The organism is Fulvivirga maritima (genome assembly GCF_021389955.1).
GTDB classification, from domain to species: domain Bacteria; phylum Bacteroidota; class Bacteroidia; order Cytophagales; family Cyclobacteriaceae; genus Fulvivirga; species Fulvivirga maritima.
Genome location: NZ_CP089980.1, coordinates 1016868 through 1035195 on the forward strand (window position 1 = coordinate 1016868; position 18328 = coordinate 1035195).

At 39.5% G+C, this 18328-nt stretch carries 15 protein-coding genes; 4 read left to right on the plus strand and 11 right to left on the minus strand.

Going from position 1 to position 18328, the window contains the following annotated elements; all coding sequences use genetic code 11:
• Nucleotides 1–20 precede the first annotated feature (20 nt).
• The 4 genes from LVD15_RS04130 (at nucleotide 21) to LVD15_RS04140 (ending at nucleotide 1580) form a co-directional block, all read left to right on the plus strand.
• The gene (locus LVD15_RS04130) at nucleotides 21–335 is read left to right on the plus strand and encodes a transposase (protein ID WP_233779058.1); all 315 of its coding nucleotides are present in this window, start codon (nucleotides 21–23) and stop codon (nucleotides 333–335) included.
• A complete protein-coding gene (locus LVD15_RS04135; protein WP_233780930.1) occupies nucleotides 332–991 on the plus strand; it encodes an IS3 family transposase in 660 nt (219 codons plus the stop codon). The genes LVD15_RS04130 and LVD15_RS04135 overlap by 4 nt, the downstream gene beginning before the upstream one ends.
• A 9-nt stretch (nucleotides 992–1000) precedes the next feature.
• Nucleotides 1001–1192: an IS3 family transposase gene (locus LVD15_RS27250; RefSeq protein ID WP_370687398.1), complete on the plus strand. Its 192-nt coding sequence runs from the start codon at nucleotides 1001–1003 to the stop codon at nucleotides 1190–1192.
• Between the two features lie 73 nt (nucleotides 1193–1265).
• On the plus strand, nucleotides 1266–1580 hold the full coding sequence (locus LVD15_RS04140; RefSeq protein WP_233779059.1) for a helix-turn-helix domain-containing protein: 315 nt from the start codon (nucleotides 1266–1268) through the stop codon (nucleotides 1578–1580).
• A gap of 4 nt (nucleotides 1581–1584) precedes the next feature.
• Here LVD15_RS04140 and LVD15_RS04145 read toward each other — a convergent pair whose 3' ends face one another.
• From LVD15_RS04145 to LVD15_RS04190, 11 genes are all read right to left on the minus strand, one after another.
• A complete protein-coding gene (locus LVD15_RS04145) occupies nucleotides 1585–1863 on the minus strand; it encodes a hypothetical protein (RefSeq protein ID WP_233779060.1) in 279 nt (92 codons plus the stop codon).
• Nucleotides 1864–2136 (minus strand): deaminase domain-containing protein, encoded by a 273-nt coding sequence (locus tag LVD15_RS27255; protein ID WP_370687412.1) that lies wholly within the window; start codon nucleotides 2134–2136, stop codon nucleotides 1864–1866.
• Between the two features lie 106 nt (nucleotides 2137–2242).
• Nucleotides 2243–3142: a HEAT repeat domain-containing protein gene (locus LVD15_RS04150; RefSeq protein ID WP_233779061.1), complete on the minus strand. Its 900-nt coding sequence runs from the start codon at nucleotides 3140–3142 to the stop codon at nucleotides 2243–2245.
• A 116-nt stretch (nucleotides 3143–3258) separates the two neighbouring features.
• Nucleotides 3259–3714, minus strand: coding sequence for a hypothetical protein (locus LVD15_RS04155; protein WP_233779062.1), 456 nt, complete (start codon nucleotides 3712–3714; stop codon nucleotides 3259–3261).
• 155 nt (nucleotides 3715–3869) lie between these two features.
• Nucleotides 3870–4295 (minus strand): transposase, encoded by a 426-nt coding sequence (locus LVD15_RS04160; RefSeq protein WP_370687413.1) that lies wholly within the window; start codon nucleotides 4293–4295, stop codon nucleotides 3870–3872.
• 292 nt (nucleotides 4296–4587) lie between these two features.
• Nucleotides 4588–5925, minus strand: a complete 1338-nt coding sequence (locus LVD15_RS04165; protein WP_233779064.1) for a transposase — start codon at nucleotides 5923–5925, stop codon at nucleotides 4588–4590.
• Nucleotides 5926–6300: 375 nt separating this feature from the next.
• A complete protein-coding gene (locus tag LVD15_RS04170; RefSeq protein ID WP_233779065.1) occupies nucleotides 6301–6549 on the minus strand; it encodes a hypothetical protein in 249 nt (82 codons plus the stop codon).
• Nucleotides 6550–6669: 120 nt separating this feature from the next.
• Nucleotides 6670–7851, minus strand: a complete 1182-nt coding sequence (locus LVD15_RS04175) for an outer membrane protein assembly factor BamB family protein (protein ID WP_233779066.1) — start codon at nucleotides 7849–7851, stop codon at nucleotides 6670–6672.
• Between the two features lie 4 nt (nucleotides 7852–7855).
• The gene (locus LVD15_RS04180) at nucleotides 7856–11683 is read right to left on the minus strand and encodes a fibronectin type III domain-containing protein (RefSeq protein ID WP_233779067.1); all 3828 of its coding nucleotides are present in this window, start codon (nucleotides 11681–11683) and stop codon (nucleotides 7856–7858) included.
• 10 nt (nucleotides 11684–11693) lie between these two features.
• Nucleotides 11694–13793, minus strand: a complete 2100-nt coding sequence (locus tag LVD15_RS04185; RefSeq protein WP_233779068.1) for a fibronectin type III domain-containing protein — start codon at nucleotides 13791–13793, stop codon at nucleotides 11694–11696.
• 3 nt (nucleotides 13794–13796) lie between these two features.
• Nucleotides 13797–18311, minus strand: a complete 4515-nt coding sequence (locus LVD15_RS04190) for a hypothetical protein (RefSeq protein WP_233779069.1) — start codon at nucleotides 18309–18311, stop codon at nucleotides 13797–13799.
• Nucleotides 18312–18328: the final 17 nt, after the last annotated feature.

Consider the following 18328-nt stretch of genomic DNA (forward strand, 5'->3'; position numbering starts at 1 on the left):
TTGAGTTAAATTTACTAAATATGAAAAGAGCAAGAAGAGAGTTTGACAAGGAGTTTAAACAGATGGCAGTGAACCTGTGCCTGTCAGGAAAAAGTACAAGAGAAGTAGCTGATGAGCTTGGTTTAAGGACTGAGCTGGTTACCCGATGGAAACGTGAATACAATGAGTACAAAGAAGGTAGTTTTTCAGGTCATGGTAATCAGAATTTAACCTCAGAACAAAAGGAGATAGCCCGTTTAAAACGAGAACTGCGTGAAGTCCAACTAGAAAGGGATATTTTAAAAAAGGCAGTAAGCATCTTCTCCAAGGGAGACAACAAATATTCCGGTTCATAAAGGAATACAACCACAGATTTGGTGTTGAGAGGATGTGTAAAGTACTTAAAGTCAGTAGAAGTGGTTTCTATAATTGGAGCAACAGAAGGCCATCAATGAGAAAGTTGGAGAATGAAAAGGTATCCGCATATATCAGGACTATACACAGCAATAGCAGAGGAAGGTATGGTAGCCCGAAGATCACCGAGGAGTTACGAGACCTGGGTTGGCGTATCTCTCGCCCCAGAGTGGCCAGGATCATGCGTAACCAGGGCATTAGAAGTATTATTTGCAGAAAGTTCAGAGGAACTACCACCCAATCAAGACACAACTATCCAGTAGCTAAAAACCTATTAAACAGAGATTTTCAGGCAAACCTTCCGGGGCATAAATGGGTCTCTGATATTACATACATCCCCACTGGTCAAGGTTGGATGTATTTAACCATCATTATGGATTTGTACGATCGAAAGATTATAGGATGGTCATTGAGTAGGTCTATGGCGTGCCATGATACAATATGGCCAGCCTGGAGAATGGCTTTAATTAATAGGCCAATAACAAACCAATTAATATTTCATTCCGACCGGGGAGTGCAGTATGCCACCTATTCTTTTTCAGATCACCTCAAAAGTAAGGGTATACAACAAAGCATGAGTAGAAAAGGTAATTGCTGAGATAATGCTGTGGCAGAAAACTTCTTTAAGATACTGAAGTCAGAACTGGTCAAACATACCAATTTCTATAGTATTTTTCAGGCCAAGAATGACCTGTTCGAATTTATAGAAATATGGTATAATAGAAAAAGAAAACATTCGCACTTAGGATATAAGACGCCTGAACAATTTAATAACCATAACTATTCAAAATGTGCTTAACTTATTGTCCAGTTTTTTGTTGCAAATCCATTGGTTAGGTGTTATAAATTTTGTCCAATAGGTAGCACGCGTATTGCTGTCGCTACGCGCGCTAGATGGGTTATCTCAAAAAGAGCTTGCGCAACTTTTTAATACCTCACATACAACCATAGGAAAGTATGAGCGTGACGAGATGATACCGTCTATTGAAGCGGCTAAAAAACTAGCCAGGATATTAGATACTACGGTAGGTTATTTGCTAGGAGAAAATGAACAAGCTGATCTGTTCAAAGACAAAAAAATGCTGCAGCGACTGCAAGACATTTTAAACCTACCAGAAAAAGAAAAAAGCAGCCTGATTCTGACCATAGATCATTTTATCAAAGCTGCTAAAATTAATATGATGTAAGAACTTAGTACTTATAGTTTTTATCTTCTTTTGGTGGAAGCGGATATTGTTCCATATCTAAGAGAAAATCATTTTTAAGTTGCACTTCTTTGTGTATCTCTCCTAATCTAAATGAAAATTTAAAAACTAATTCTGCGTTAAGGTCTCCAAAATCTATAGTTACAAAGGGAACACCCTCTAAATGCTCCGAATACGCTTTAATTTCTGTCTCGTGTTCCTTGTTAAAGTGGAATGTATACTGGATAACAGCTATGTTAGCATAGAATGCTCTAAAAATTTTCATCTATTTAACGTTCTTTAAACCATCAATTAGGTATATGTCTACATTAGGAAACATAGTAGCAAAGTCTTGAATAACACCTTGACAAGACACACAGTAAGGTAGTTCAGATGCAATAGATATTTCACCTGTTATTTCTGGGTAAACCTGACCTTTCTTAGCTTTTAAACGATTAGCTATTTCGCTTAACCCAACGTACTCAGTATCAAACTCTCTGCTCCATGCGCCGTCTGTATCTACTCCTCCACTTCTATCAACCTTATAAAAGTCAAAGATCTGTTCACCCCCGCTATCCTTAGTCTTACCGAAGGGCGACTAAGGATTTATGAATGGTAACGAGTGTCTCTGACACGGCGAATTGGCTTCTTATCTCAAAAGCAATCTAATACCCCTCCTCCAAGATACCATATTCAGACTGATGATTAGCATACCAAGCCCTTAACTCTTGTAAGGCTTGCTCGTAATTATCTACTGCCAGTTCTCCGTCTTCTGTGGGGAGGGGCTGGGCGGTGAGGTGTGGGGCAAGGTATTCCATTACTCTGTAGCCACAAAGGATGGCGACTTCGTTATCTGGGTCTGCGGAGGTGCAGTTGTTTTCATTGCTGTTAATGATGGTGAAAAGGTAATCAAAGGCCGCTTTGTTGCGGGTGTAGACTAGATCTGGCGCTAGTTCATAGACCAGGTTATCATTTACCGGGAGGTTTTCAAGGATGCTGATGATTTTTTGAGCTGAAGCCTCATCTCCCATGCGCGATAAGGCTAGCAAGGCTGACCACTGCAGTCTGCGATTTGAGGATGCCGCATAGCTTTTCAATGTATTCTCTGCTTCCGAAATATTCAAATAGCCGATTAATTTGATAAGTTCTGGCTTATGGTATTTTATAGTACTCAAGGCTGACAAAAGCTCTTGCTGATCTTTGGCTGAAAACAAGTCTTTATCAAACTCAGTGAGAAATTCTATATTATCTCCTGAAAGACCAGAATCCTTATCTTTTACACCTTCAATTAATGCTTCTATAGCTACTTTTTTGATCTGTTGATTATCAGTATTAGTGGCTGACCTATAAGCGATGTAATAGGCCTTACCTCTCACATCATCTATTGAATCTTTGTAATATGGTGTAAGCTGATTCATTAAATTCATATCCCCAGAGAAAAACGCTGAAGGTATTTGTGGGTAAGAACCCGTTCTTACGGATTGAATGTAAGTGTCTATATTCTGGCTTCTTGCTGTGAAGGTGAAGAGACAGGCTATGGATATGGTGAGTAGTGTTTTTTTCATTTATTGATAAGATAGATTAATTGTTGTGGAATCTAGTTAAGTAGGACGCGTATTGCTGTCGCTAATCGCGCTAGATGGAGTGGCAACGGAGTGGGACTACTGACACCGCTAGCTTTCTAGAGATTTTCATTACTTAAAGATAATATATCACTTAAAACTCTTCTTTGCGTCAAATACAGTACATCATGCTTTGTAGAATCCTTTTGCTCGCTGTTTAATTTTAGTCTATTGAGCATTTTCGGCAAACCTTTTTTAAAAGATAGTAGACAAAGGTTAGTGTAACCATTTGGTAAATGATCAATTACTCTAGAAGGATTTAAATAAACTGATTCTAAAAACACTTCAACCTCCAAAAAGGATTCTGGATTACTACTTGTAAATAAGATATCAAACTTAGTATTAATATTTATATCTATACTTAAACCTTTAGCACCAACTAAAAATTCGCCATATTTCAAATTAAACCTTTTTAAAATACTTTTTTCCGGCCTATCCCATAATAAAATTGTAGGGTTTTGCTTTAAAATTCCACTTATTGATATTTGCTCAAATACACTTGCTGTAATTTTCATTTTATATTATATTTAATCGCCTTCTCGTAAAATTCATACGATTTCTCCAATGATGATGGGGGTAATTCTTCCAATAACCTTAACGATTCCCCTGATGACTGTCTCAAGCTACTTGGTAAACCCTTCTGGCGCGCGTAGCGAAGCAATACGCGTGACTACCGCACTAATTCAACATCTATCAATCCCTTTCTTCCAGCATAATCCCTTGCGGAACTGTACCAATAATTTTCTGCCTCATCTACTATCTCTGACTCGACTGGATTATTATGAATATAATCAACACGTTGTTCTACTAGTTCCGCGCTATACAATTCTACAGGATGGTTTCCATCTTTCCATAATTTATTAGCTGTAATTCTTTTTAATAATCTTCCTGCTTTTTCAGATGCTCTTAGTAGCCATTCACTTCTGCTTTCATTGATCAATTTAATTTCTTCTATAAGCTTTTTGTTGCTATGCTTTTTAAAATCTCTCATAATAGCACTTAAAGATTCCCCATTTCTACTACTGATTACCATGTGAAGGTGACTGGGCATAAGGCACCAGGCATGAATAATTAATCCTCTTTTTTTGCTGATAATACTTCAGGCAATTAATTAAAACATGCTTATATTCCTTTCTGGTGAATAGATCTATCCAGAAAACAACTGTGCTGGTCTCAAAATAGGCCTCCCTTGATAATTACATAAATCAAAACAAGATATAAAAGCTGGACTGATTAAGTCCAGCTTTTTTTGTTATAAATCTGAACACCTTCCGCTTTAGCGTCTTCGAAAAGTGCAAAATCGTGAGTGGTTTTATTAATAAATCTGAAGGAATATCGATTTAGAATAGTATAGACACACCGATCCCTAAGGCTTTTCTGATTTAGGTTTAGGCGGCCTGAAGTAGTGGTATGTTTTCTGATTTCTTTTTGCTCATCTTAACAGCATTGGCCATCATAACGGCAAAGAATACATGTATCATTTCTCGTTTTTCTCCCTTAACCTTGATTTTATTCAGGCCGTAAGCCGTTTTATGGGTACCAAAACTTCCCTCCATCACGGTTGCTCTCTGGTTAGAGATGAGGCTTCTGAGTTTGCTTTCCTGAGGTTTGTTTATCTTGGGGCCTTTCTTTGGAAAGCAAGTGAACACTTTCCTTACTGTTAAATACTTTCTGTTGGCATTAGTGGCATAAATGCGATCTGCCCCCAGCTGATGAAGGGAACCAAATATCGATCTATGTTTTAAACTACTTATTTTTAGTCTGGTACTTTCATTGAATGCCCTGAACTCCATGGCATCAATAAAGCAGATGCCGTCTACCTGAAGCATGTGGGCTTTCATTCCAAACTCAACCCTTTTAGTTTCTTTGCCTCGTACGATAGGCCTGACATAAGGTCTGGGAAGCGATACTATCCTGTTTTTCAATTCTTTAGCTGGATGATGCTGCAAGAATTGCTGTTGCTCAAGTACCTTCTTTATTGTTTTTAGGTATGATCGCTCTTGAAAGTGAAGCTGTATTTGTGGGTTTTCATTGAGTAAGTATTGCAGCTGTCCAAGCCCTTTGGACAGTAGATATATCAATGCCTTTTTACGCTTGCGTCCAGCTTTGTATGTCTTTTTTCGACTACGATCGTAAGACATCTGCTTGCGTTTTTGATCTATATATTTGGAGCGAGGCCGTTTTACACCTAATATTTTACTCCATCTGTAAAGCTGTTTTTCAAACACCCATTGACAGCTTTCCCAAAGTAGTTTTACATCGGTAGGAAAACGAATATAACTTTCATAGCAAGTGGCATCCATTAAGAGAACATGCGTATTATTCATATCTCTTTTCCAATGATGAATGAGTACTTCCTGAAGTTGTTGCCAATCAGTATTATCAGCCATATACGTCCTGATTCTACTTAAAATGGCCTTATCCTTAATTCTTTGGTTATCATCCAACAATTTATTGCAAAAAAGCTGAAGGCTCCAGTCAGTATTAAATCGTTCTATTAACTTCTCGTCACTCAGGTTTAAATAAGATTTTAGAAACATTAGACCAAACATGCCTTGGGCCGAAAACCAGCGGGGTGCGCCTGGGCCTCTATTTTCCTTTGGCAAACATTCTGAAAGTTGACTCCAAGGAATAGTATTATAAACCTTACCTAATTTGCTATTCTTGAATAAGTACCATTTTGGAGTTAAGTAATCTTGCGGTTGGAAAAGCTCTTGATCTCTCATATATTGCAGTGTTAATTGTGATTAGGCACTACAATTTAACAAATCAAAAACCCCGAAAAAAGCTTTATATAGCTAATTTCGGGGTTTTATTTTATGCTTTAATACTGATAAGTAACTGTATTTCAGTGTTTTTTATTTAAAAGGGAGGCCCCAAAATATAAACCTTCTGGGTTTCTGAATTTGTATTTCTCAGACATGTCTTTATTTTCAGTAGCTAAATATAAGAACTTTAATTAGCAGTGAGGGAAAGTGGTTATTGAACAGATTGAGTGAGCACCCCCGCTATCCTTAGTCTTACCGAAGGGCGACTAAGGATTTATGAATGGTAAAGAGTGTCTCTGACACGGCGAATTAGCTTCTTATCTCAAAAGCAATCTAATACCCTTCATCCAAGATACCATAATCAGACTGATGATTAGCATACCAAGGCCTTAAATCATCTATTGAATCTTTGTAATATGGTGTAAGCTGATTCATTAAACTCATATCTCCAGAGAAAAACGCTGAAGGTATTTGTGGGTAAGTACCCGTTCTTACGGATTGAAAGTAAGTGCCTATATTCTGGCTTCTTGCTGTGAAGATGAAGAGACAGGCTATGGATATGGTGAGTAGTGTTTTTTTCATTTATTGATTAGGTGATAACTTTTGTCTAATAGGTAGCACGCGTATTGCTGTCGCTACGCATGCTAGTTAGGATCAACCACCATGCCAAGCATGGCGGCAACGAGGGTAGTTTTATTTAAACTATTCCTCTTGATCTGGCTCAATGATCTCAAAACAGTAAACACTTCTACCATTGTCCCCCAACAGATATTTACCTTGATAAGAACGTTCCAGGAAACGAAAACGGGTAAGGTCTAAGCGGCTCTGAATGACGTCATTTTCCGGATCCTCCGGTGGATACTTTTCGGAGGCAAACTCAGCATACTCCACTTTGTGTGTAGTTCTGCTGATAGCACTCATTACATCTGCAAAACTCTCTTTCCCATCTTGTTCAAAGAATATATACTCATCAGATAAGGTGATCTCAGATACTATATCAACATCCTCCGACATCCAATATACTTCACCAGAAATTTTGCTAATACAATACACATTCATTGGAGTACGAGCAAATATACTGTCTCCCTCAAAGATCATCTGCATGGTAAAGCCTGCATTGCCCCCCTCCTTTAGCCAAGTGGATTCAATCTGGCGGGTATCTAGGTTCACCACATTCAATCCAAAAGATTCCGCCCAGATATAGAGTTTGTTATCTTGTCTGTTGAGTTCCCCGTTTAAAGAAGACTCTCCCTCGGTTATGATCGGAAGGCTCCAAAGTGTTTTACCCGTTCTTTTATCTAACTGATAAAAAGTAGTCCGAGTGGTCATATTGATCAAATTTTCTTTGTACTCCTGAAAGGTATATACTGTCTCCGGAAATTCACGCTGCCATATCTGCTTCCGCGAAAAGGGATCAAAAGCAAAGAGCTTATTTTTATCCTCCACATAGTAAAGAACAGAGTCATTTAAAAAGTAAGGAAAATCCCCATCACTGATAAAACCAAACTTTTTATATTTTCGTTTGGTAAGGGAAATCTTACCGGTGTACATGTTTTTGATCACAATCTTATCCATCAGGTCAAACACCAGCAGGCTGTCTGGCAGCCTGGATTTAATAACTTGCAGATCAGCAGGATTTGAGAAAAATAATTGCTTAGAGGTCTTTAAGTCCACCACAAAATCCATATTGAAGTGATGGATTAGTAGGTCATTTTTAACCAGTACACGCTTGATGAAATAATGAGAATGATCGTTTTGCTCATAAGGGAACTCCCATTTCAATTCCAGGATTTCAGCTATGCTTTTATCCGCATACAGGCCTGTTTGAGCCTGTGCACTTATTAATCCAATGCTAAAAAAGGTGGCTAATATTAATTGCTTCATAATCTTAATTACTTATACTAAACTTGTCGTCTGCAACTAATTCCAGATGCATAAAATCTTTTAATCTTTTCCAGTTACCACCCCAGCCAATATCACCATTACCAGTATCTAAAAACTCACGGGCAAACTCTGCACTCATCAGCATAAATCCATTTTGCGCAAGGCTGGTAGCACTGTTGTTCAACACACTAATAATCCCAGAGTAACTACTTATACTATAAAAGATTTCCTTGTAATCTGCTTTCCTTGACTCAATGAACGTGCCAACTGCCTGATAGGTGGTGGCTTCTGGGATAGATTGGGGTTGAGCGATCGTTACATTGGTGACCCAATAGGTATAATCTCCGTTTTCGGGTTGCTCACAAGCTTCCTTCAAACTGGCAATCGCAGCTTCAAAACCAAACAACCCTTTTAAATTATTGAGTACTGTGAGTAATGTCTCATTCTCAATGGATTTATGCTTATCCAATAAAAAGGCTTTTAAATAACCCTCTTTGTACAGGTCGTACAACTGGTTGATTTCTTCGGTGGATTTTATAGCCTTTACAGTTTTCAATAATGCATCCGCTTCGGTTGGTAATTCTTCAAACAACTGCCGCTCGATCTCAGCTATTTCCTGCGGTGTTTTCTGATTGAAAAAATGCACTTCATTTCGCAAGTTGGTGTTACGGTTCACCAGTTGAGAAAAAGTAGAAGCAGCCGAACGAAAGTTTCCAAGTGTCTCGTTCAATAACATCTCAAAGTTTTCAGTTTTTAAGCTGCTCTTATTCAAGTGTTCAAAGCCTTCCTTTATGGAGCTGATATCTGTTTGTTGATAGCCGAACCCGATCAGCTTATCATGAGCTTCCTTCAAGTCTTCCGGATTGGATGGGTTTTGAAAAAATTTAAACCCGGTAAGCAATTGTAGAAAATAAAGCTGCCCTTTCGACAGATAAGGATTACGCTGCCAGCTCACATCTAAGGCCATTCCGTAAGCATGATTACTAACCTGATCTGTGGAGTTTCGTTGAAAGCGAATACTGAATCCACCCATGGTATAATCCGGGTGATTGACATAACCACTACCTAAGTTGCTTTCAATATCCTGTAGATAAACCCAGTAATTGTCATGTACAATTACTTTTCTCCCTAGAAAAGAGCGTTCTCTAACCTGGTCTCCTAGATAATCGAGTGCGTTAGTAAAATTCCGTAATACTTGTTCGTCCATCTGATCAGAGGTTACCTCATCATACATGAAAGTTGCCAACTGCTGGTAATATTCAAATTTGTCCATATCACTTGTAGGTGCAACATCTTCAATATATTTGGCTACTTCATAATTATCCAGGAAAGCATCTACATCAGGATGTACACTCCCTTGGGTTTCAGTTTGAAAAGAATCTTCAAAATCCTGACTGGTACTGGCAATGATTTTAATGATAAAAGGGGATTCATCTGAACGGATATAAATTTCTTCACCATCTGGTATATTCTGGTTTACCTGCCCATCCCATTCAAATTTCTTCCCTTCTCCAATCCCTAAACCTTCCGATCTTACATAAGCCAGCACACCATCATTTTTATACACTTCCAGTTTGACATATTGCAAAGGATATTTCTCTGTTGGCTTGATTGAATAGGTAATTTCCAGTTTGTCATTGTCAATACCCGCAGCAAACTGGTCATCCGTGATGGGGTCTATTGTCACCAGTTCCGGCCGTTCTTCTTCGCCTACCAAATACGGACAAAGCATCTCCAATAGCTCATCCCATTCTGTTTCTGATAAACCCGCTGCATAAGGTGGCTGTTTACCAGTTAATTTTACTGTGAGTTCTTCTATTCTGGCTTTATTCGCATCATCTTCCTTGACCAGTTCTAGCAATGCCTCCGGGTTTTCCTGATATCCTTCAATCTTAGCTAACACTGCTTCCAATCCTTCTTCATTCTCCGGCAGGCAATCAGGCAAAGCTATCAACCTTCTCATCAGGGCTTCATCCAACGGGCCCTTGCCGTTGTTCTCCAACCACAGGTTGATTTCTTCTTTGTAGTGCTTTAATACTTCTTTGATCAGTTCCTTTTGGACAAACAAAACACTATCAGATTCTGTGGTGGTATCCGGTGTATTTCCCTCTCCTGAACCCCCTCTACTTACATTTCCATCCTTATCCACAGTATAAGTATTGCCTTCGTCATCAGTGATTTGAGTAGGAACTCTTTCGCCTGTTTCAGGATCTGTTTCCTGGGTGAAGGTTTCAGTGGTACCATCTTCTTTTTCTACTATAATCTGTCCACTCTCATCTACCGTTACTGACGCTACAGTGCCGTCTACTTTAATGGTAGTGCCGTCAAAAGGAGCTTCCTGATCTTCAGCGCCACCACCTTCTTCAGCTGCATCATCACCTCCCAGCGCATCGAGATCAAACATCAGGGGGCTGTCAGCATTAAAAATAGTAGTTACAGCTCCGGTGATCATTTGCAGGTCTGTATTGATAAAAATACCTTCAAACTCTACTCTCACTTTTACGTGCTTTAGCCATGGCATTTCAGCATGACCTTTTCCTGAAAAAGTACCATTACTACCCGAAGCATTAATAACGCGTACTTCTACATCTCCTGCTTTAAAAATATCTCCGGGATTAAGCTCAGGCAAAGCCTCTTGATTCTCCAGATCAATATCTCCGGGCTGGGCTCCACAGGTGTAGTTGGTAACGGGATTTTCAGAAGTAGCAGAGGTAACAACACCACTTTTCCCTCCGTTAGCAGCACCACACAAAGCCGCCACTTGAAATTCATAAGTGGTTTCTGGTTGAAGACCATCTAATGTCAACTCTTCCAAATAAGTTTTTTCAGATTGCCACTCATCGTCACTGCCTTCTTTTCTATAATAGACCACAAACTCGGTTTGTGCCGGGCCAGTCTGCCAGCTCACTTTTATTCTGCTACTGCTCACGGTACTGGCCTCTACCACTACAGGAGGAGAGCATGCATCTCCATAAATAAATGAATATACTTCACTGTACCCATCGTTTTTAAACAGGTCCATTGGCTCTATTCCATTAATAGCTCTGGCTCTTACCCTAAATGCATAACGCCGGCCAGGCACTAATGGAGGCTCTGCAATACCATAAACCAGGCTGGTACTGTAGGTGGTAGTTTCATAAATAGGCGGCGTGCTTTGAATAGCATTATTGGGGTCTCTTCCTTCTGGCCATAGTTCTACCAGTTCAAAATCATAAGCGGTAGAAAAAGCAGAGTTAGGTGAACCGGTGTGCCTTGGAGTCCATTGAAAAAGTTGGGTTTGCGGATCTTGCACTCTTACCTTTTCACCATTAAAAGGGGTATTAATAATAGGCGGGTCATTTAACATCAGCCAGGCAGAACCACAAGCCATATTAGAGACTTCTGTACCCAAATTATATTCAAGAACTTCAAAACATATTCTATAAAAGCCTTCAGGGAGGGCATTACCCCTAACCACCTGGTCTTTACTTATCCCTTGAAAAATAAGATTCTCTGGGTTAAAATAGGCTCCTAAATCTGCTGCCCCTAACATGAGCGGCATGCCTCCTTGTAAAAACAGCGGCTGTGGTCTATAGTCAGGGCGAGTAGTTATGGAAACACCTGTTCCTTCAATGGTAAGCCTAAGTCTTACCTGCAAATCTTGTCGAGAGAGATCTCGCAAGAGCACATTTAAAACAAACCGGTTATTATCAGCTGCGGCATAATCTGAAAGGTATAATGAATAAGGCGGTGTAAGCTGAAAGGTAGCCTGAACAGGATAAGATTGGGCACTTACCTGCTGGGAGAAAAAGCAGCCCGTAATAAAAATTAAAAAGTATATATATTTTTTCATCTACAATATTTTAATTCACCTTAACCAACACTTCTTCACTAAGTGCTGAGGATGATCCATCAGTAAAAACCGCTCCCACCTGATAGCGATACACTTCTCCCTTCTTCAATTCCTGATCAGTATATTTCTGCTGATCACTATTAATAGAGCCTAACGGAGTTATAGGAGCCTCTCCTACAGACCGATAAATAATAAATCTTTCTACCCCGGGTTGATCATACTCCCAACCCAGCGTGATTGATGGCTCCTCTTCCTTTTGAGTATAAAACAACTTACCTATTCCTCTCTGCACCTTTCTAGGAAGTGGTGAGGCTGATAAGGGTTGTGCCGGAGGCGATTCTAAGCCAGATTCATCTACAGTGATGATGGTATACTGATAGGTTAACTCCTGATCTACTCCTAAGTCTTGCCAGGTAGTATCCTGTGCTGTTAGCACTTGTACCAATGCCCACCTCGCCTCGGTATTGCTCTGTCTGTAAATCAACTGATCTTTAGAATCTGCTGAGCTACCAGGAACCCAGGTTAGCGTAATATCTCCTTCTCCGGGTCTTATAGCCGTTAATACAGCACTCACTGGAGGGGTGAAATCAGGGCGTTTTACAGCAGCACTTTCAGAATACTCCGAAGGGTTATAATGAGTATCTACAGCCACCACTTTATAGTAGATTTTAGGAGTAAGGTTATTTCTTGCTAGTGTATCATAAAACACAGTATCCTTTAATGCTGCATTAGTAACCTGTACATACTCTTGTTGCTCAAAATTGCTCCTAAACACCCGATAACCATACAAATCTTTTTCAGTATTAGGCTTCCAATTTAAGGTTACCAGGCCGGTTGTATCCATCTTTCCTGTAATCCCCTGTGGAATGGAAGGAGGAATGCTATCTATAAGCAGCACCATATAAGGCATGGAGAATACCTCCTGAGTATATTTACCAATGGCCTTTATTTGATAATAATTAGTTGGCAACGGATGATCATCAATAATACTACCCTTCTCCAGATCAAGATTATCTTTCAATAGGGTAAAAGCTGTTTTATCATTCTCTGCTCTCAGTAATTGAAATTTTTCTATCTGATAGAGGTATCTTTCATCAAACTCCCATTTGAGTACTACCATATCTTTAAGTGCATTTCCACTTACAATAGCTGGTCTGGCTATAAGCTTATCCCTTCCTATTCCTGTAACTTCATCAGAAAAAGGTCCCTTTTGTCCAAAAGGTGTTACCCCTCTGATTCGATATCGGTATTCAACATTATTTTGCGGCAATGAATCTATAACATGCATTAAATGTGCCTTAGAAGGATCTGAAGAAGCACTTACAAAAGGTATTTCAGATATATCCTTGAACTCTCCTCCCACTGTAGCTCTTTGTATTTCAAAGGCAGTATAAGTACCAGAATATATCTCCCGATCCCACTCCAGGGAGACCATAAAGTCACTAAATTCTGCTGTAGGAGTTTGCGGTGTCGGTAAAGGAATTTCTTCATCTAAGCCTGTATAGACAATTCCTGTAGCTATTGGCAGGTTTTCTTCTGGCACGGCACTATGTACTCGGTATAAATATCTCTCTCCTGCTTTTACATGGGTGTCTTTATAATATAGTGCCGATTTCTCTGCTGCTTCCACAGACATATCAGCAGAAAAAAGAGCAAATGAAAACCGTTGTTCGAGCTCTCTGGATTTGTTAATTACAGAGACCATGTCACTTCTATAATTATCAGACAATTCAAAGGTTTCTCCATAAATGGCCTGCGCCGCCACACCTGCAAAATTATCTTTATCGGCTAGCTCCTCCCATTCAGCCACTGGCGCCGGTGTATGAGGTGTCTCCCATAAAACCATTGTTTCTGGCTGTTTAAGTGCCTTTCCATTTCTCATCATGGTTACACGCTCCAATCTATAGCCATATTTGTTTAACAGCTGCCATGCTGCAGGAGAATTGGGCGCCCAACGCAATAAAATTTGTCCTTCATACGGCAAGGCTATTACTTTTATGGCATCATCTTCATTACCCTGAGCTTTAGTATCCAAAGCCGATAAAGAGGCCATGATAAAAACCAGACAAGCGATAGGTATGAAGCTTAATTTTCCTTTTAACTTATTCATGAGTTAGTTAATTTGAAATGAGATGGTTTCATAAGAAGTGACCGTATTAATTCCCGGTAAACGGTACTCTATATTCACCTTATAAGTAGTACCTGTCTGTATACCGGGGAAAGGTGTTTCCATCACTCGTTCCATCCAGTCGTTCCCCTGCCCCATACTAATGTTTTGAGTGGCCTGCTGTCTCACATGACTATAATCCTGATACATAATAAGTGGCAGATTATATATTATAGTGCTATTTCCTGGTGTATTAATGACCGTTCCTGAAGCTGCCATGTCAGCATCTAAATACAAATCTTCATCTTGCTGGGTTATGTAAAGTGCTTTGTATGGCGGCACTCCATAAGGCATACTCATACGATCTTCACTAAGAGTTATTCCAGATATAGGGAATGGTGATGGGTATGCCAGTGGTTCAATCATATTTTTAAACCATGGAATATTTAACTCTGCAGTAAAGCTCACCAGCGGCAAATAGTTACTTCCTCCTTTGATCTCATAGGTATCAAAAGTTTCTTGTCCTTCTACCGCAGCCTTAAGCTGATGAATAGTTGGTCTTACAGGAACACGCCAGGTATTATAAATATTAAGTGCCGCTACCTTCTCCTTAAAGGTATTATAATTACTAGTCTGGAAAACTGCACTATACACTATCTTTTCCTGATATTGCTGTATGGTACCTGAAGCTGTTTTAGTTTTAACTTCCATAGTGGACTCTCCGATATCTTGGGTTACGGCTTTATTACCCTGAGCTACGTTACTATCAATACCATCTGACGTATTTAATGGTAGATTAACTATCTCCAACTTGTATATTGTATTAGTATTTAATTCATCAGGAATATTGAAACTTATTTCGTTATTACTATAGGTAAAATCAAATTCCACTTCTTCTCCGGTACTAGATACAAACCTACCAATCTGATTCCATTCTTTTCCTGGATCAAAAAGTTTAGACATACCACTTATAAGATGAACATATCCACTACCATGCTCTCCGGGGTGGAAGTGCAGCTGCTTATTAGTAGGGTAGCTATAAGCAACATTGTCCTCTGGTAAATAATCTGGTTCTTCTCCTGTGGTAAACTGCGCCTCTTTTCTTTCTATTACCTTTTCTCCATTAACCGTTACTGGAACCCAGGTATTATTCACATTTTCTTCAAAGCTCACCTGCACCACCAATTTCAATTGCTTTTCGCCGGGTAAAATTTCGGTAGTCTTTAAAGAAACCACATCATGCAAATCATTCCAGGTCATAGTTCCTCTTAGTTCCTGGGTGCCATCGTACAATTTCATTTCATCAAGCTTAATCCTGAAAACCTTTCTTTTCTCATCTAGATCTACCATCTGAAATTCCTTTTCCACTTCCATATCAAAGATACCCTGAGCGGCAGTAAACACATTAACATCTCCTTCATTATCAGCAGGAGTAAGCTGACTAATTACATTCAGATTTTCTAGTACGGAGCCGGTCTGCAGTTCACAATCATCTCCAATAGTCACCTCAAAGCGACAATGACCACTTACCAATCCATTTAATACACTGAACTCACCTCCTACAACACCTTTCATCCATAGTGGATTAGGCAATTTGGCCTGTAATATGGCACCAGCTGCTATTTTCAAGATCTCAAGCTTTCTCTTTTTGCCGAAGAGCCTCACTTTTATACCTATTTTACCCATAAAAGCAGCAAAAGCCTGTCCATTAGCATACCAACCATTGATCCCGATGGGCTCTGTACTACCTACGCAGGTTGTGCTTCCATAATCTTTAAGCATTACATCAAAACCAGCTGTAGCGGCAAATCTACCGTAAAACATTAAAAAGCTCTGATCGCCTGTATCCATTCCAAAGCGAGTACCAAAGGCAATACCTTTTCCTTCTCCCACGGCATTCAGATCATCCATGTAGGTCATCATATCTTCACCTAAATCGAGTACTTCCTGAACAAGTTTTGGTGGTGGTGGACTACCCGGTATATAATCCCCCATCATGAAATAGCTTTCTGTTTTCACCAGCCCCAGTATCTGCAGACCGACAGGATCAGTAGGGCTTCCCACGTGTATATACCAGTCATCAGGACTAATATGCAAGACAGCCCATCCGGCTCTATTATCCTGACCAATTCCTTTTATAACTCCGTAGGCTATATTGATAAAGGTTTCAAAATTACCATGCAGTGTTTTGTTTACCACATCGTAATTAATATGAATATGAGCTGATATAGCAGCTTTAGGCATTAAGGAATTGGCCACATTATTAACCATATTATCAACCATACCTGATAAGCCCGGTATACTGATGGTGACAACGGGAGTTAAGAAGTATCCATTTCCCTTAAAGTCCACTTCTCTGAGTCCTCCTCCTTCGTTAAAAGCAACAGTCAATGCGGCATCACCATTAAAAAGTCCTCCATCCGTTGTACTTAAGGTTATCATAGCTTTTATTGCCATGCCCGCAGTAGAGTCTGGAACATAATTCACGCCGGAAAGGCTTCTGGCAAAAGGGCTTGAGACACCATCTGTCGAAGGTTTAAGATGATAGGAAGCACCTCCTCCAAAGGCATTAATTTTAGCTGCTCCTATAGTCGCGTTAGAAAGGTGAGCCAGAGCATCAGCAAACCAATATCGATAATTATGAACAGAACCAAATAGCCCCACGGCCTGCACATTGAGCATACCTTCCAGCACTCCCATCTGTACTTCGCCATAAAACCCATTTCCATAAACATCGTCATCTTTAAACCAGGTTAAAGAACCGGCTAAACTATAGGCTCCGTTGTCAATATTAATTCCTATTTTATGTATACTTACCCCGTCAAATACCCATTTAGGTGATTGATAGTTTTCGGCTGATTCATCCTCAGTTCCACGATCATACTTACTAGAAATTGTAAAGCCCGCTTCGCCTCCAAAATTTCCTCCATCATCGCCTACTATACTTACATAAGCAGTAAAGGCAAGATTTATCTTCTCTTTAGAAACACTTCCACTTATATCTGAGATGCCCATACTAAAAGCTCCTAAGGAAGGACCTTTAATATCTGAAAGCGAGAAGCCTTGTATCGAAATGTAAGGTTCAACGGTTTGAATATTAAGTCCCTCAAAACCCAAGTCAGGGACATTAAGCTCTTTGCCTACGCCTATACTCATCTTACCATTTAAGCTGGCTTTGGGTAAAAATTTGCCGTCCTTTAACTGTACTTCTACATAGGAAGATGAGTAAATCTCCACCTCTGCCGCAGACAGAAAATCAAATTCTATACCTTCCTCAGGAGCCGAAATAGAAAAAGTATATTGATCATTTTGTGCGATAACTGCAGTATAATCCAATGGCTTATCTTTGAGAACAGGTAGCTTTACCTGACCTGCAAAACCTGCACCTACTAATTTATTAGATACAATGCTAAGTCTAAATGACTCGACAGAAAACGGCCATTTATCCATTTTTCCATCTCCAATTAAATTACTAAACTGAGCTGTGGTAGTAATACCTTGTTTATCTATTACAGTATTATATAAGGAGATTTTAACGGGCTCTTTACCATTTCCTTTATTAAAAGCGGAAGGTAATTTAAGAGATAGTTCTTGAATAGATATTCCTTTCCACAGCCCCCCACTCATAGCACTCTCATAGTTCTCAGGATAGTTCATGCCTGGAAGAGCTCTCAAGGTACTATTATCTATGACAGCCTTTTTAACTGTAAAAACAAAATCCTTCAGTCCTTTTACCTGAAAGGGAGGAATAGTAATCTCAGCAATCATGTCATTCCAGTCAGTAATAACAGTAGTGAAACGTCCTGTTACACGATCACTCGGGGTCTTAGATGTGGAGTCAGGAATGAATAAATCCCTGCTAAATTCCACTGCGGCATCTATGCCCATTGCCTTAAAGCCATCACAATCCCACTCTATGAACGTTTTTTCTGCTAATAAGCTCAGGGTTGTGTTAGGTCCTAATTTTACATCTTGCTTTCCTAATAATCGTAACTGTGCTCCACTTGCCAAGCCCCCTCGCTTACTAAAACGAATATTCCGTGCTCCAAAGGCTATTTTTTTTTCTGAATCAGGCACCTCAAAAACCATTGAGGCACTTAGATATGCGCCTTCTGGTTTCATTTGCAGCTCACTCACCACTATTGTATATGTTAGATTTCCTATCGTCTTTTTTATGCCGACAGGCAGATCTAAAATAACATTTTCATCAAATGTTTCTACAAACCTCTTATTCTCCTTCACATAGGCATCCATTTCAAATGCCTCAAGTTGTTCACCTTGTAGCGTATCGCCTAAAACTCTGATTTCATGAAAGGTAACATCCTCTTGATAGGTGGGAAGTGAAGGCAGATTTAAATCTCTGCTCATTACTTTACTATATTTGCTTACCATCTTATGATGATAAGAAACCTCTCTTTTAAGAGGTTTAACATCTTCTGAAGCCACACTTAGAGAATCTCCAGGTGCTGACCAGCAATGAGTAGTTAGTAAAACAAAAAATATGAGCAGAGATTTCTTCATCTTTGATTAATTAGCAG

What these genes read in the sequence shown, in the direction of transcription:
- LVD15_RS04130 (WP_233779058.1), top strand. Translation starts at nt 21, where the DNA reads ATGAAAAGAGCAAGAAGAGAGTTTGACAAGGAGTTTAAACAGATGGCA.
- LVD15_RS04145 (WP_233779060.1), bottom strand. Translation starts at nt 1,863, where the DNA reads ATGAAAATTTTTAGAGCATTCTATGCTAACATAGCTGTTATCCAGTAT.
- LVD15_RS04150 (WP_233779061.1), bottom strand. Translation starts at nt 3,142, where the DNA reads ATGAAAAAAACACTACTCACCATATCCATAGCCTGTCTCTTCACCTTC.
- LVD15_RS04155 (WP_233779062.1), bottom strand. Translation starts at nt 3,714, where the DNA reads ATGAAAATTACAGCAAGTGTATTTGAGCAAATATCAATAAGTGGAATT.
- LVD15_RS04165 (WP_233779064.1), bottom strand. Translation starts at nt 5,925, where the DNA reads ATGAGAGATCAAGAGCTTTTCCAACCGCAAGATTACTTAACTCCAAAA.
- LVD15_RS04170 (WP_233779065.1), bottom strand. Translation starts at nt 6,549, where the DNA reads ATGAAAAAAACACTACTCACCATATCCATAGCCTGTCTCTTCATCTTC.
- LVD15_RS04175 (WP_233779066.1), bottom strand. Translation starts at nt 7,851, where the DNA reads ATGAAGCAATTAATATTAGCCACCTTTTTTAGCATTGGATTAATAAGT.
- LVD15_RS04180 (WP_233779067.1), bottom strand. Translation starts at nt 11,683, where the DNA reads ATGAAAAAATATATATACTTTTTAATTTTTATTACGGGCTGCTTTTTC.
- LVD15_RS04185 (WP_233779068.1), bottom strand. Translation starts at nt 13,793, where the DNA reads ATGAATAAGTTAAAAGGAAAATTAAGCTTCATACCTATCGCTTGTCTG.
- LVD15_RS04190 (WP_233779069.1), bottom strand. Translation starts at nt 18,311, where the DNA reads ATGAAGAAATCTCTGCTCATATTTTTTGTTTTACTAACTACTCATTGC.